Source organism: Brakhagea baltica (assembly GCF_052161605.1).
GTDB lineage: Bacteria > Planctomycetota > Planctomycetia > Pirellulales > Pirellulaceae > JBKCUI01.
Window position 1 is genome coordinate 1,108,363 of the sequence record NZ_CP197409.1, and the last position, 13,615, is coordinate 1,121,977.

At 51.6% G+C, this 13,615-nt stretch carries 14 protein-coding genes; 9 read left to right on the top strand and 5 right to left on the bottom strand.

Going from position 1 to position 13,615, the window contains the following annotated elements; all coding sequences use genetic code 11:
• Positions 1-4 precede the first annotated feature (4 nt).
• The gene (locus SH449x_RS04350) at positions 5-556 is read left to right on the top strand and encodes a sigma-70 family RNA polymerase sigma factor (protein ID WP_482380097.1); all 552 of its coding nucleotides are present in this window, start codon (positions 5-7) and stop codon (positions 554-556) included.
• On the top strand, positions 553-3,831 hold the full coding sequence (locus SH449x_RS04355) for a protein kinase domain-containing protein (protein ID WP_482380098.1): 3,279 nt from the start codon (positions 553-555) through the stop codon (positions 3,829-3,831). Before SH449x_RS04350 ends, SH449x_RS04355 begins: the two co-directional genes overlap by 4 nt.
• A 209-nt stretch (positions 3,832-4,040) precedes the next feature.
• Here the strand turns inward: SH449x_RS04355 and SH449x_RS04360 are convergent, their stop codons facing one another.
• From SH449x_RS04360 to SH449x_RS04375, 4 genes are all read right to left on the bottom strand, one after another.
• A complete protein-coding gene (locus SH449x_RS04360) occupies positions 4,041-4,283 on the bottom strand; it encodes a hypothetical protein (protein ID WP_482380099.1) in 243 nt (80 codons plus the stop codon).
• Positions 4,284-4,855: 572 nt separating this feature from the next.
• Positions 4,856-5,455: a hypothetical protein gene (locus SH449x_RS04365; RefSeq protein ID WP_482380100.1), complete on the bottom strand. Its 600-nt coding sequence runs from the start codon at positions 5,453-5,455 to the stop codon at positions 4,856-4,858.
• 112 nt (positions 5,456-5,567) lie between these two features.
• Positions 5,568-5,738 (bottom strand): hypothetical protein, encoded by a 171-nt coding sequence (locus tag SH449x_RS04370; protein ID WP_482380101.1) that lies wholly within the window; start codon positions 5,736-5,738, stop codon positions 5,568-5,570.
• A gap of 694 nt (positions 5,739-6,432) precedes the next feature.
• Positions 6,433-6,768, bottom strand: coding sequence for a hypothetical protein (locus SH449x_RS04375; RefSeq protein WP_482380102.1), 336 nt, complete (start codon positions 6,766-6,768; stop codon positions 6,433-6,435).
• A gap of 293 nt (positions 6,769-7,061) precedes the next feature.
• Here SH449x_RS04375 and SH449x_RS04380 point away from each other — a divergent pair, with 293 nt between their 5' ends.
• A complete protein-coding gene (locus SH449x_RS04380) occupies positions 7,062-7,316 on the top strand; it encodes a hypothetical protein (RefSeq protein ID WP_482380103.1) in 255 nt (84 codons plus the stop codon).
• A gap of 38 nt (positions 7,317-7,354) precedes the next feature.
• Positions 7,355-7,675, top strand: coding sequence for a hypothetical protein (locus SH449x_RS04385; RefSeq protein ID WP_482380104.1), 321 nt, complete (start codon positions 7,355-7,357; stop codon positions 7,673-7,675).
• On the opposite strand, the gene SH449x_RS04390 is transcribed toward SH449x_RS04385, so the two are convergent.
• Complete coding sequence (locus SH449x_RS04390) at positions 7,634-7,897, bottom strand: hypothetical protein (RefSeq protein WP_482380105.1); 264 nt, start codon at positions 7,895-7,897, stop codon at positions 7,634-7,636. The two genes, SH449x_RS04385 and SH449x_RS04390, sit on opposite strands and share 42 nt — an antisense overlap.
• 517 nt (positions 7,898-8,414) lie before the next feature.
• On the opposite strand from SH449x_RS04390, the gene SH449x_RS04395 reads away from it, so the two are divergent.
• The 5 genes from SH449x_RS04395 to SH449x_RS04415 all read left to right on the top strand — a co-directional run bounded on the left by SH449x_RS04395 (position 8,415) and on the right by SH449x_RS04415 (position 13,592).
• Positions 8,415-9,893, top strand: coding sequence for a DUF1501 domain-containing protein (locus SH449x_RS04395; RefSeq protein ID WP_482380106.1), 1,479 nt, complete (start codon positions 8,415-8,417; stop codon positions 9,891-9,893).
• A 162-nt stretch (positions 9,894-10,055) separates the two neighbouring features.
• Entirely contained in the window at positions 10,056-10,319 is a 264-nt protein-coding gene (locus SH449x_RS04400) for a hypothetical protein (RefSeq protein WP_482380107.1), read from the top strand.
• Positions 10,320-10,425: 106 nt separating this feature from the next.
• Positions 10,426-11,517: a redox-regulated ATPase YchF gene (gene ychF / locus SH449x_RS04405; protein ID WP_482380108.1), complete on the top strand. Its 1,092-nt coding sequence runs from the start codon at positions 10,426-10,428 to the stop codon at positions 11,515-11,517.
• Positions 11,518-11,537: 20 nt separating this feature from the next.
• On the top strand, positions 11,538-12,485 hold the full coding sequence (locus SH449x_RS04410) for a phosphatidate cytidylyltransferase (protein WP_482380109.1): 948 nt from the start codon (positions 11,538-11,540) through the stop codon (positions 12,483-12,485).
• A 117-nt stretch (positions 12,486-12,602) separates the two neighbouring features.
• Positions 12,603-13,592, top strand: a complete 990-nt coding sequence (locus tag SH449x_RS04415) for a PhoH family protein (protein WP_482380110.1) — start codon at positions 12,603-12,605, stop codon at positions 13,590-13,592.
• Positions 13,593-13,615 lie beyond the last annotated feature (23 nt).

Below are 13,615 nucleotides of genomic sequence, written 5' to 3' on the forward strand. Positions count from 1 at the left end.
GAATATGGACGCCGAATTCGATACTTTTCGAGCCTATTTGACGCTCCTGGCGCGTGGGCAAATTCCTGCCGCTTTGCAGTCGCGTTTAGATGCCTCCGACATTGTCCAAGAGACCTTGTTGGAGGCCTACCGAAAACGTGAACAATACCGGGGAGAGAATGAACCCAAACAGATTGCAGGCTGGTTACGGCAGTTGCTATCTTGCAATCTCATCGACGCGTTGCGCGCTCAGCGGCGCGCGTCCCGCGATATCGAACGAGAGCAATCCATAGCGATGTCGCTCGAAGAATCATCCATGGGGCTCGAGCATTTGTTGGCATCGGACCAATCGACCCCAAGCCAGATCGTTGAACAACAATACCGAGCATTGTTGGTCGCCCAGGCGATTGAGGGATTACCGGAATCGCAACGTGACGCGATCACCTATCGCTACTTTCAGCGAGCTTCGTTGGAGCAAATTGCAGAGCAGATGAATAAGAGTAAGCCTGCCGTAGCAGGATTGCTAAAACGAGGTCTCGAAGCCTTGAGAGCGAGTCTACGAGGAAAGGACCTATGAGTTCGATCGATCCCTCGTCGTCTGACTCCTCAGACAGCTCCTCTGACAACTCTTCAGAGCAGCTCGAGAGAGCCATTGCGGAATACCTCGATCTCATCGATCAAGGTGCGGTGTTCGATGTCGAGGCATGGCTGGCTAGCCACCAGTCAATCAGATCCCAATTAGAAGAGTTTCTCGAAACGGAAAGGGAGTTCGATTCGGCATTTCCGCCTCGAAATGCACCTAGTGTCGGCTCTTTGGATGAAACCTGCGAAATGCCTAGCGGAGCGACAGATTCATCCACGCCGTTGCCGTCGGCAAGTGGTCGCAATAAGCTGTTTCGCGGCAAAGACAGGATTGGTCCTTATCAGTTCAATCGATTGCTTGGGGCCGGGGGAATGGGGCAGGTTTTCGAAGCTTTCGACCCGAATGGAAACTTGGTCGCCGTAAAGGTTTTGTCGCAGCAATGGTCACGATCGCCTGAATCGCTACAGCGTTTCAAGATGGAGGGCAAGATTGCCAGCGCCATCAATCACCCTCGCTGCGTTTTTGTGAGGGCTGCCGATGAGGATCAGGGTGTCCCTTACATCGTCATGGAACTCATGACGGGTAAGACTTTAAAAGACTTGAGTCAAGAGTCAGGCAAGCTACCTGTCGACAAAGCAATTCGAGTCATCATGGATGTTCTTGATGGGCTCGAGGAAGCCCATTCGCACGGAATGATCCACCGTGATATCAAGCCGGGGAATTGTTATCTCGAATCGAATGGTCGAGTCAAACTCGGTGATTTCGGCTTGGCACGCTCAATTGAAGATAGCTCGGAGTTAACTCGCACTGGGGATTTCGTCGGGACTCCATTGTTTGCGTCTCCCGAGCAGGTCAAAGGTCAATCAATTGACGCGCGTACCGACATTTACTCGGTGTGCGCAACGCTTTATTTTTTGTTAGCGGGACAAGCCCCATTTGCCGGTTCTTCTCCCACGAACGTAATCGCAAGAATTGTTTCAGAGGATCCCACCCCTCTTCGCAAACTGAACCCCGAAGTTCCAGTATTGCTCGAACGCATCGTGATGCGGGGACTGAGCCGAGACCGCAAGCTCAGGTTTCAGACGGTAACAGAGTTGAAGCAAGCTCTAGAGCCATTTGTTCGAGGGCGCCACTCGATTGCAGCGTGGGGACGGAGGTTTGCCGCATTTTGCATAGACGGTGCATTCACCGCTATACTCGGTGGCATTGCAACTCAATTCGTAAAGACGGAAGATGCGACCGCAGTGCTTCCGTTGGTCAGTTATCTGTGTCTTATGGCGCCCCTTCTGATGTACTACCTCCTTTTCGAGGGATTTGGCTATGCCTCTCTTGGCAAGATTCTGTTGAGGCTTCAAATCGCCGACCGTATCACGGGTGAGAGACCTCATCGCCTCAAAGTCGTTGTGCGTACGCTAGTTGCCTTAATACTTATGGGGATTGGAACGGATCTCTTAACCTACCTTTCAGCCGATCCCTCTGATACTTTCGGTTGGGTGTTCCGACAGTGGACAGGCTACTTCATTTCTTACACTCTGATTCTGGTTCCGGTTCTATTTACCAAACCGTATCGTTTGTTGATGCATGATTGGCTGACCGGGACTATGGTCGTTGATCGGCCTCGAAAGTCGGCTCAGCAACAACTCGCCCAATCCGCTTCAGAATTCCAGGCACCACTCCTCTCGGCTACCTCGTATCCTGAAAAGATAGGAGAGTTTTCGGTCAAGGGGCTAATTCAATCTGGAAGCCGTTGTACGGTTCTTTCGTGCCGTGACGAAAGTTTGAATCGGAACATATGGGTTTGGATGAGAGACAGTGCCGAGCCTGAGCTTCCTATCGCTCGGCGGGAGTGCGATCGATCGACGAGGCTTAGATGGCTGAGTAACGGACGATTTAAGGATCGGCAATGGGATGCGTTTCTGGCTCCAACCGGTGCCCCTCTAAAGCATTGGATGACACCCGAGTCACCTTTGGGATGGAAGGAGACTCGCGGAATCCTAAGGCAGCTCGCAATAGAGATTGAAGAGAGTCAGTGCGAGGATTTGCCAAATCAAATTGAAACATTGGATCAAGTTTGGCTTGACTCCAGGGGGCGGCTGACCCTGATCGATTGGTCCGTCTCAGATCAACTCGACGGCACATCGCGCAACTCACAATTAGAACAATCTAGAGGCATTTTGTGCGAAGCGGCCAGGCAGTGCCTCACCGGTACAAGTTTACCGTTGGATTCAGAACGCCGTCCCATCAAGGCATTAGTGCCTGTACATGTGCGAGCTCTATTGAGCGAACTTTCAGCCGCTGCCTCGACCGAGACGTCTACGAATTCTAAGGAGACGCCTCCGTTCTCCGTTGGCTCCTTTCTTCAGAAATTGGAATCGCATGCCAACAAGCCTACCGAGCCAACCTACGAAAGTCGCTTGTTGGGCTTGGGGGTTGCGATCACTCCAGCATTGCTCTTGCTCGGGATGGTGATGGTAGTGTCTCGAATGGGCAGCGTTCTGGTTCTGGACAAAATCACCGATCTCATGGTCGCACCGGTTGTTGCGAAAGCGATGATTGATGAGGGAGAAGACCATGGCGTCTGGTCCGGCTCTGGGAATGAAAGTGGGCTAACAAAGCCAGAGCTAGAACAGTGGCTCGCTGGGCAACCAGATCGACTGGAGACGCTCAAGGATCTGTACAGTCGACGTTATCCACAATTGAGCGGATTTGCTGGGGTCTTAGCAAAAGAGACGAAACTGGTTGAGGATCCGGTCGGTCAGTTGGATAAGGTGGTAATAGAATGGAAAGACGAGCGATGCGTTGCAGTAAATTGGAAGAGCGATGACGATCGAACAGAATTCGACCTTGCTGCGATCGCTCGATTGGTCCAAGCTCCCACTGATGCGAAGCCGCAAGAGTTACTTCGGCGCAGTTCCATCATTCTGACCATCGTCACGCTCACCCCCTTTCTACTTTGGATCGGCTGGGCGGGAGTGACCGGCGGGGGGCTTTCCATGTGGATCTCGGGTTTGCAAGTCGTCCGTGCTGATGGAACGCCTGCAAGTTGGCTAATTCGGCTGATTCGGCCTCTATTGGCTGGCATACCCTTCTTAGTTCTACAAGCCTTTATTACCTGGAACGACCTGAACAATCCCAACCTTCTCTGGCTATCCAGTTTGGCTCACCAGGTACTGTTGTGGCTGTTTCTGATTTATGCCATTTTGGTGGTGGCATTTCCGAGGAGAGCACCTCACGACTGGCTTTTGGGTACCCATCTCGTGGCCAAGTAAAACGTACTATCCTGTGCGTTTAGCAACACGCTGGCCCCGCATGCTAAGTAGTATGGCAGGAGTCCGCAGCAATGCGGCCCAAATGCCGATCGCCGGTTAGCGGAGCACGCGCTCATGCCCGGAGGTCGAGTGTCGTATCCGACCTTGCTGACGTGTCATTCACAGTCAGAGACAGTCTCTGACATCGCAATATCGTACCACAGGGGACGTCAACATTCAGCAGGGAAGAGAGTGCGATCGATTGACTGTAGATACCACTGGCTTGCCCAGTGGAGTTTCATGTTTCTCGCTAAATCAATCGCACCGCCTGCCCCCCCCTCTTTTCTCGGTGGCTTTGCCGCCGAGAAAAGAGGGGCATACGGGGGCTGAGCGGTTGTGTAGCGAGAAGCGTAACAATCCAACCGGCAAGCTGGAGGCATTCCAGAGCCTTGAAGCTCGTCGCGTTCCTTCATTACTAACTACATCGTAAATCGAGTCGACGTCGAAAAACTATCATTTCAAAATGCCGACTAAATGGCGATTGCGGTCGAGCGCGTTGCTTTGGCGTTTCCCCGTACAGACGATTGCGTACATGACCACACCAGTAACAAGACCGACTGGAAAAGCGATGTAGGATTTGGCAAGCAGGAATGCGAAAGATGCCGGGGGGGCAACCAAGAGTGCACCTAGAATCGGAGACATAAAACCGAACATAGCCCATATTCGAAGCTCCCTATCTTTCAAAACAAAACTGGCGATGCTCCAAATTAGCATTGATGCCACGCACACATAATGAGTCCAAAAATCATTAATCCCTGGGAAAACGGGCGTTCCTAGGTACATTAGAATTAATCCACCCCAGCCCATTAAAGCAGCAGTCCCACACACAATAGGTAATCGCAAAAGCCAAGATCTCATACCTTTCGACACCTTTCTCAGATCTGTTTTTCAAACCTTTAGTCGATACTCAGTCTAACTGTTGTTTAGGGTACGTGTTAACGCCGAACCGCAATAGAGTGCCAAACTTTTCATCAACAAAGCCTATTTATGTTCTGTCCTGCTGTGTCGGCATAGCATCGAGTATCCAGTCGGCAATCTCAATGCGGAAGTCAGCGTGTGCGCGGGCCTGAGCGACGGCAAACGAGTCACAATAAGTCTCATATTCTAGTCTGTCGTAGTGGTATTCCAAGTAAACACCGTCATCGGTTGCATACTGCACTATTCTTGCAAGATGCGGACGATTGGCGGTCAAGCTAGTGTATTTGCCCTCGGAAATGAACCCGAATTGGAATTCGCCAGTTGGTTCGTTGCGATCCTCATCCAACCTTGCAATTTCCATTACTCTCGGCAGGCGTCGAGCAAATTCCGTAATGAGCGTCGCGAAGTCGCTGATCGCGGCAGTTTCAGGGATGTTGCCCCATTTGATAATCTGCCACCATCCAAGACTCCTATTGCCACGTGCCAGTCTTCGAACAAGCCATTCCGAAAATTGTCGAAATGGTGGAACTTCTGCCAAGGAATGGTTGCTGCTTTTGATGGCAAACTGATAGCCATCGATAAACGATTTGACCTCGCCAATAGTCGTGACGCCATAAGCCGCCGGGTGTAGGCCCATGTCCGATAGTACAGCGTAGATGTTTGTCATTCGATCTAGTATTTATTGTCAAAAGCGAGCATTACCGACAACAAGTGGTTGGCTTATCGCAAGTCAAAACGGCCGGTCGAGTGCTTCGTGGGCGAACTGCTGTTACCTCATTTTATCGAGTCAAGTCGGGACTGTCTCGCCACGCTTGCGTTAGTTTCATCGCAATCTTGATTCGTTCAATCGCCAAGTCCATATCGGAAACTCGGAAGAGTATCTCCGAATCAAGTATTGGCAACTCACCCTCGGGCAGTCGACAAGTTTCTTCAAAACCACCGTCAACCATTGCGTTGATAGCTAGGGTGGATTTCTTTACGTGGCTTGCTGTTTGTCCCGGGGCTGTCGATTTAAGAGTTCATCCATTTGAACAATTGTAATCATTTTTGTTTCGAGGGCAGATGCAACTAGTAACGACAAGCGAAGGCCTGACAACGTGCCTACAATCGCTCCAGTGATTACGCCTGGTACACCAAAAACGATTCCTGGTGTAGCGCAAATTGCTGCACATCCCGGTACCACCGCAACGGGAACATATTTCATTGCATCAAGGGCACGTTGTGTTGCATCTGCAACGCGCTGAGAATCGGCGTATATTCGCGACAATTGAGAATTCTTTCTGTAATGAGCTAACGAAAAAAGGATCAATCACGTCGAGCGGAAATCATGGACCGCCGAAGCCCCCGGAAACGAGACGAGGAATGCAAGCACTGGTTAGCGGAGTACGCGTTCTTGCCCGGAGGTCGAGTGCCGTCGTCCGCATTGCTTACATGCCATCTTCGGTCAAAGACTGGCTATGACATAGCACAATTGTACCATAGGGGACTTCAACATTCAGAAGGGGGAAAGTACGAGTGACCATCTTTTCTGCTCGTCGCGTTATTTTTGAGTTGAAACGAGTGGCGATCTATCTTCAACGGAATTCAGCCTAAGGGTAAAGCCAGATTGTCCATTAAAAATCCACCAGACGTCGCCACTTCCATTCACACCGTCGTTTTAAGACGTTTACGTAGAAGCCAGGTGGCAAACAAGGTATTAGGTATTGTAGCAATCAAGAGTAAAAAAATGGCAGCATCCCAGTGCCAGACGTTGAGTAGGTGTTCAATCAACGTGCCACTTTCACTGCCGAAAAGAGGACCCAAATCTTTGGTGTTGATTATTCCAGCACTGAGCAATTTTGATTGCAGTCCAGACATAACGATCCACAACGGACCAGTCAGGAGCAAGAGGAATGCACCAGACCGTACAAACCAGTGTCGACGGTCGGTTTGCAACGACTGCGAATCGTGTGATGTTGGTTGATACGCATCGGTGATCATGGATAGTTTGGTGTTTGCGTGACGGCACAACCGAGTAGCGTAGACTAGTCGAGTGGCTTGCTTAGCACGAATAAATTGGACGCATGGGTCAATAAGCCCCTTCTGCTTTCGATTGATGACGAGACAACAACCTGCTAACGAAAAAGGATCATTCAAGTCCAGCGGGGATCATGGACCGCCCAATCTCACGGGATCGAAACGTCGAATGCATCAACTGGTTCGTCGGCTCTTTTGCCCTGCACATGACATTACCGATTTTTCGCGTATAATCTAGGCTTCATGCGAAAGGAAATATGATGTTATCAGATCAATCGAGGCTGATCGCTCTTGAATCGAAGAAAATCTATGATGAGCGGCTTCGTGAGAAGCTCGAGAGCAGCGATCACGGAAAGTTCGTCTGTATCGAACCGAAGTCAGGCGATTATTTCGTCGGAGAAACATTTGATGATGCCGTTAACCACGCGATCGACGCTCATCCGGACCGGCGGACGCATACATTGCGAATTGGCCATTCCGCAGCACTGCACCTGGGAGTCCTGGTTCGGTGAAGGGCATCGTTGACAGCGAGTTGTGAGCATTGATCGAAGTGGCTATCGGAAATATGCGTGGCGGAGGAAAATCTGTCATCATGGTATGGGTAGACACCGCATTCAACGGTGGGTTGGTTCTTCCGAGGCAGGTAATCGACGATTTGAAGCTACGGGAGTACTCCTCGACATCGGCAATTCTGGCTGACGGTCAGCAAGTAGAACTACCAACCTATACCTGCTATCTCGAGTGGTTCGGAAACGAGTATCGAACGCAAGTCATCGCAAACGATGGTGCCCATCCTTTGCTGGGCACAATGCTGCTGAACGACCATGATCTACGCGTCAGCTATAAACGAAAGACTGTGGAGCTGGATTAGCCGACGCACGAAACGCAATCTATCCCTACCGGAGTTTAGCTGAGCGGTGGGATAGGTTGGGCGTACAAACCGTATGGCTTTGTTATGGTTTTGTTGTGGGATGCGGAGAATCGGATCGGCGGAGCGATCCGCGACAATGTCGCTGACCGCTCCGCCGGTCAGTTGCCAGAATCGAGTTAGACGCTGGGTAAAGGCCGTGACAAGTTTGTGATAGGGAGTCATAACTCGCTTCCTAATCCTGAAACAGAAAGTGAAAATGACCAGCGATTACGAAAGAGATGGCCCTACGAATCAGGATGATTAGCGTCGTCTGCTTGTTAGTTCAACGGACGCATTGACCAAGTGTGAGAAGTTGGCTCAACACAATTCAGGAGCGGCCGGTTGTTCATGCGGGTAGTAGGGATCTTTAACAAGATCCACCACGTTGAGGTCCATTGCGGGGGAATGTGAACTGCGCTGCTAACTGTTTCGGTCATGGAGGCATCAACGCAAGGCGGTTAGAGCGTTGGAACCCTACCAGAGAGCTTGCGGATCGTTCAGCTACTATTGGTAAGGTTGCGCTTTCCACGTGGATTTCGTAGTTTTTCGTTTGCCGTTCGACTAATAGGGAAAGGTGGGTGCATCGCACGGGTAGACAACGTATAATGGGACGTCAAGGTGAGTGGCGGCTCGACTCGTTTCTCACCGACTCACCCGCCGTTCCGCCCACCCTCTCCGTTCCGCTATCCCATCACTTCCCATGAACAACGTTACTCAGTGGCAACAACTGATGGCCCGAAGGCAGTTCTTTTCCGGGGCCGGTCTCAGGCTTGGGGGGCTTGCCTTGAGCAGTTTGCTTGGTCCGAGCCCTCTGACGAACCAGAGTAGAGCATCGGAATCCGATTCGCGAGTGCACCCGCCTCTTCCGGGCTTGCCTCACTTTCCGGCCAAGGCTAAATCGATCATCTACTTGCACATGAACGGTGGGCCTTCTCAAATCGACATGTGGGATTACAAGCCCGAGCTCGAAGCCCAGTTTGATAAGGATCTGCCCGACTCGATTAGGCAGGGGCAGCGGATCACCACGATGACGAGCGGCCAGTCCCGGCTTCCGGTTGCACCCAGTAAGTTTCGATTTCAGCAACATGGCGAATCAGGACGTTGGGTGTCGGACTTGTTGCCCCAAACGGCCAAGGTTGTCGATGAACTCGCCGTCATTAAAAGTGTCCATACCAACGCCATCAACCATGACCCTGCGTGCACGTTTGTAATGACGGGGAGCGAAGTGCCGGGCAAGGCGAGTTTGGGGTCTTGGATATCGTACGGATTGGGAAGCGAGAGCAATGATCTACCAGCATTTGTAGTGCTAACTCCCACTTGGTCCGCAACCGCTCCTGCCCAGGCTTTGTTTACTCGCATGTGGTCGAGCGGATTTTTGCCAACTCGATTCACCGGTGTTGCGTTGCGCCGTGGTGGCGACCCAGTATTGTACTTGCCCAATCCGGATGGAGTCACCTCTCAAGACAGACGCGTCATGCTTGATGCCCTGCGAGAGATGAATCTCGAACGCTTCGGAATGTTAAAGGATCCTGAGATACAGACTCGCATCTCTCAGTATGAGATGGCGTTTCGAATGCAGTCGAGCGTTCCGGAGTTAACCCGGATTTCCGATGAACCGTCTCATATACTCGATATGTACGGTCCAGAGGTCACCAAACCCGGAACCTTCGCGGCCAGTGCTTTGTTAGCCCGGAGGATGGTAGAACGCGGAGTACGTGTTGTCCAGGTTCTGCACCGAGGCTGGGATCAACACGGCAACATCGCCAACGATTTGCCCGCCCAGTGCCGGGATGTTGACCAAGCCTGTGCTGCGCTCATCAGCGATCTCAAGCAAAGAGGCTTGCTAGACTCGACATTGATCGTATGGGGAGGCGAGTTTGGAAGGACTGTCTACTGCCAAGGTGGTTTGTCCCGTGACAATTATGGCCGAGATCACCACCCGAAATGCTTTACGGTTTGGATGGCGGGTGGCGGCGTAAAAGGTGGCATCGAGTACGGCACAACCGACGATTACAGCTACAACATTGTTGACAAACCGGTGCACGTGAACGACCTCAACGCCACAATTCTACATTGCATGGGGATCGACCATGAGCGGTTCGTGTTCCCTTCACAGGGGTTAGAGCAGAAACTCACGGGTGTCGAACCACAACGCGTAATTACTGAGATCTTAGTTTAGCTTTGCCGAATTTCGCGTGGTCGAAGAGAATTTCTTTTCCTCGCGACCGATTTTCTTTCTCTCGTGACCAGAGGTGTCAACAAGGACCCGATAGTAGTGATATGGATTGATGACAGCAGTTCATCAGTGCGTTATTTGCCAGTTTTCGGGGAGGATCCAGAGATGACATCAGTCGATATGAGAGCGTTAAACCAAGCCATGTCGGCACCGGACGATTTGGTCGTGGCGTTGCGATACACCGACAAAAAGGGGGTTACGACGGAGCGAGTTGTCAGCCCGATTCGGTGGCTTCAGGGCAAAGCGTTGTTGGCGCTGTGCCTTTGCCGAGAAACCCCGCGTCGATTCGAGTTGGAGCGATGCTCCGAGGTACGGCTTATCAATTCCAATGATATTCTTATGCCTGTACCGATCAGGGTTGTCGCCTAGCGAACGTTCCTTTTCTTTGGGTGGCAATCAGGGGTAGATCGTTGAGGCGGCGTAACGGATAATCCCCCCTTTACCCAACCCACAAGAATTTAACGAATCAAACCCTATGGAAGCAGGTATCGTAGGCTTACCGAACGTCGGGAAGAGTACCTTGTTTAACGCCTTGACCGGCGCCGGCAATGCTCAAGCGGCCAATTATCCGTTTTGTACCATCGAGCCAAACGAAGGAATCGTCAGCGTTCCTGACGAACGGTTAACTCGAATCACCAAGTACATTGTCCCTCAAAAAGTGATCCCAGCGATCCTGAAGTTGGTGGATATCGCCGGGATTGTTAAGGGTGCGAGCGAAGGGCAGGGTTTAGGCAATAAGTTTCTGAGCCACATCCGGGAGGTCGATGCCATCTTACAAGTCGTCCGCTGCTTTACCGATCCCGATGTGATTCACGTGGGGGGCAAGGTTGATCCCTTGGCTGACATTGAAACCATCGAGATGGAGCTAATGTTCGCGGACTTGGAGGGCTTAGAAGGAGCCTTGCCCAAAGCGGAGCGGGCGGCCAGGACCGGCGACAAAGAGGCCAAGTTGCGTGTCACCGCAATTCAGCAATGCCTAGAGCATCTCAACAAAGGTTTGCCGCTGCGAACGTTAACTTTGGGTGAAGCGGAATTGAAATCGATATCCAGTTTCGGTCTAATGACCGCTAAGCCGATTTTGTACATCGCCAACGTCGACGAGAACGACTTGGAGGGTAAGAGCGAGTCGGTGCAGCGCGTCCGTGAATACGCAGAAAAGGTGGGGGCGCAGATTGTGCCCGTTTGTGCCAAACTAGAAGCAGAAATCGCCGAACTCGACGAACCGGATCGCACCGAGATGTTGCAAGCGGTGGGCTTGACTCAGCCGGCTCTACAAGCTGTGGCTCAAAAAACTTATCAAACATTGGGATTACAGAGCTACTTTACAGCCGGCGAAAAAGAGGTGCGAGCATGGACGATACCGATTGGTGCCACTGCTCCCCAAGCTGCTGGTGTGATTCATACCGATTTTGAAAAAGGCTTTATACGCGCCGAAGTGTATCAGCTTGAAGATCTAGAAACCTACGGCAACGAAAAAGATATCCGATCAGCAGGAAAGCTACGGACAGAGGGAAAGACCTACGTGATGCAGGATGGTGACATCTGCCATTTCCTGTTCAACGTTTAATCGAACAAAAGGCTGCCCCTGTGTTGCAACGAAGATTATTTTCGGCGTTGATTCTGATCAGCGTCGCTCTCGGTTTGTTGTGGCTCGACGCAACCTATTCTGTTCGAGGGCAGAATGGAGTGTGGACGATTCCGCTGCTTGCAGGTTTAGCACTGGGTACGGCTTGGGAATTCTCAGTCTTGTTAAGCGGGAGATGGCCCTTCTCACCTCGAATTACTTTGTTTCATAGTTCGGTCGCCCTGTGTGTAGGATTGTTTCCCGTTTGGTATGGATTGGTAATGAGTCAGCCCTATCCCACCGACTGTCCGGTAGGCAGGTTGGGATGGATTCTCGTTGGCTTATTCTCCGGAATGGGGCTTAGTGGACTTCATGCTCTGCGGGAGTTCGGACTTGAAGACGCTAGGCGGAGCCAAAATCCAGAGTCCTTGGGGCGGGAAAGTTATTCCGAGCGAACCCTTTTGGGGTGGGTACTGTCCTCCTTTGTCATTACCTATGTTGTTGGATGCATGTTATTGTGGCATGCGATACGGATGCGATCCCCCGTAGAGGGTGTTTATGAGTTGATCGCATTGGTCGCAGTCGTGAAACTGGCCGACACGGGGGCGTACTTTACGGGTAAGCTCCTTGGCAGAAACAAGCTCGTTCCATCCATATCACCTGGAAAAACTGTGGAGGGGTTAATCGGTGGTGCGGTCTTTTCGATAGCGGCAGCCTTTATTGGGTTTCGTGTCGTTCTGCCTAGTTTAGGGGTAGAGGCGGGGCCCTATGTTTGGGGGCCAGTTGTTACGGGCTGTTTGTTAACGGTTGTAGGGGTGATAGGGGATTTGTTGGAATCCATGGTAAAACGAACGGTCGGGGCTAAGGATAGCGGATCGATTCTTCCTGGACTTGGTGGGGTGTGGGATGTGACCGATTCTTTGCTCCCGACCGCAATTGTCGGCTATCTTGTACTGATGGCCCGGCTTTAAAAGATTGTTTTCATTCCAAGTTCAGGCATACAATATCTCTGGGTGAGTAACTCTAGGTGAGTTTGAGCGTCTTTTCTAATCCTAACGCAACGCTACTGAAACTCTGGAAAACACAATATGTCAGAATCGACTATAACGCTCGCCGACCCTCATCTTGCACTGCAACTGTTCGGTCCAAACGACACCAATCTTAGGCAGGTACGCAACCAACTCGGAGTCGCAATCACCCATCGCAACGGTCAGATTCGTATCGCTGGGCCTGCGGATTCCGTAAGAATGGCGACAGAGATCTTGGAGCGACTCAAGGACAAAGTCTATCGGGCTGGAACGGTCAGCTCGGAGGATGTGACCGATTCCTTGGCTACATCGCTCGATAAGAAACTACCGCCAACCTATGAGAAGAACGAGGTCGCCATCGGAAACGCGGGGCGACGCATCAAGCCACGCACAGAGGGGCAAGCTGAGTACCTAGAGGCCATCAGGCGACATGACATGACCTTTTGTATTGGGCCAGCTGGGTGCGGCAAGACTTATCTCGCTGTAGCGACTGCTGTGGAAGCGCTCAAGTCTCGCACGATACGCAAAATCGTTCTTGTGCGACCTGCCGTGGAAGCGGGCGAAAGCCTGGGATACTTACCTGGTGATCTCCATGAAAAACTAAACCCATACCTTCGGCCTCTGCTGGATGCGATCAACGAAATGATCGATTTCGATCAGGTCAAATACTTGATGGAACAGAACATCATCGAGGTAATTCCCTTAGCCTACATGAGGGGCCGCACACTTAACCAGGCATTTGTTATACTGGACGAAGCGCAGAACGCGACCGTAGCTCAGATGAAGATGTTTTTGACTCGTATGGGCGAAGGTTCCAAGATCGTGGTATCCGGCGACGTGTCGCAGGTTGACTTGCCACCGGGCACGACGAGCGGATTGCGAGATGCAGTTCAAAGATTGGGCGGCATCAACGGGATTTGTTTCGTACGATTGTCCGAAGGGGACATCGTGCGGCATCCATTAGTCAGAAAAATTGTTGCAGCTTACGACGGTCCCCAAGCCATGGGGAGCCGCAATACGGAACGCGGTCAGCGCCCCGAAGAGCGGTAGACAGTAGTAGCCTCAAACCAGCG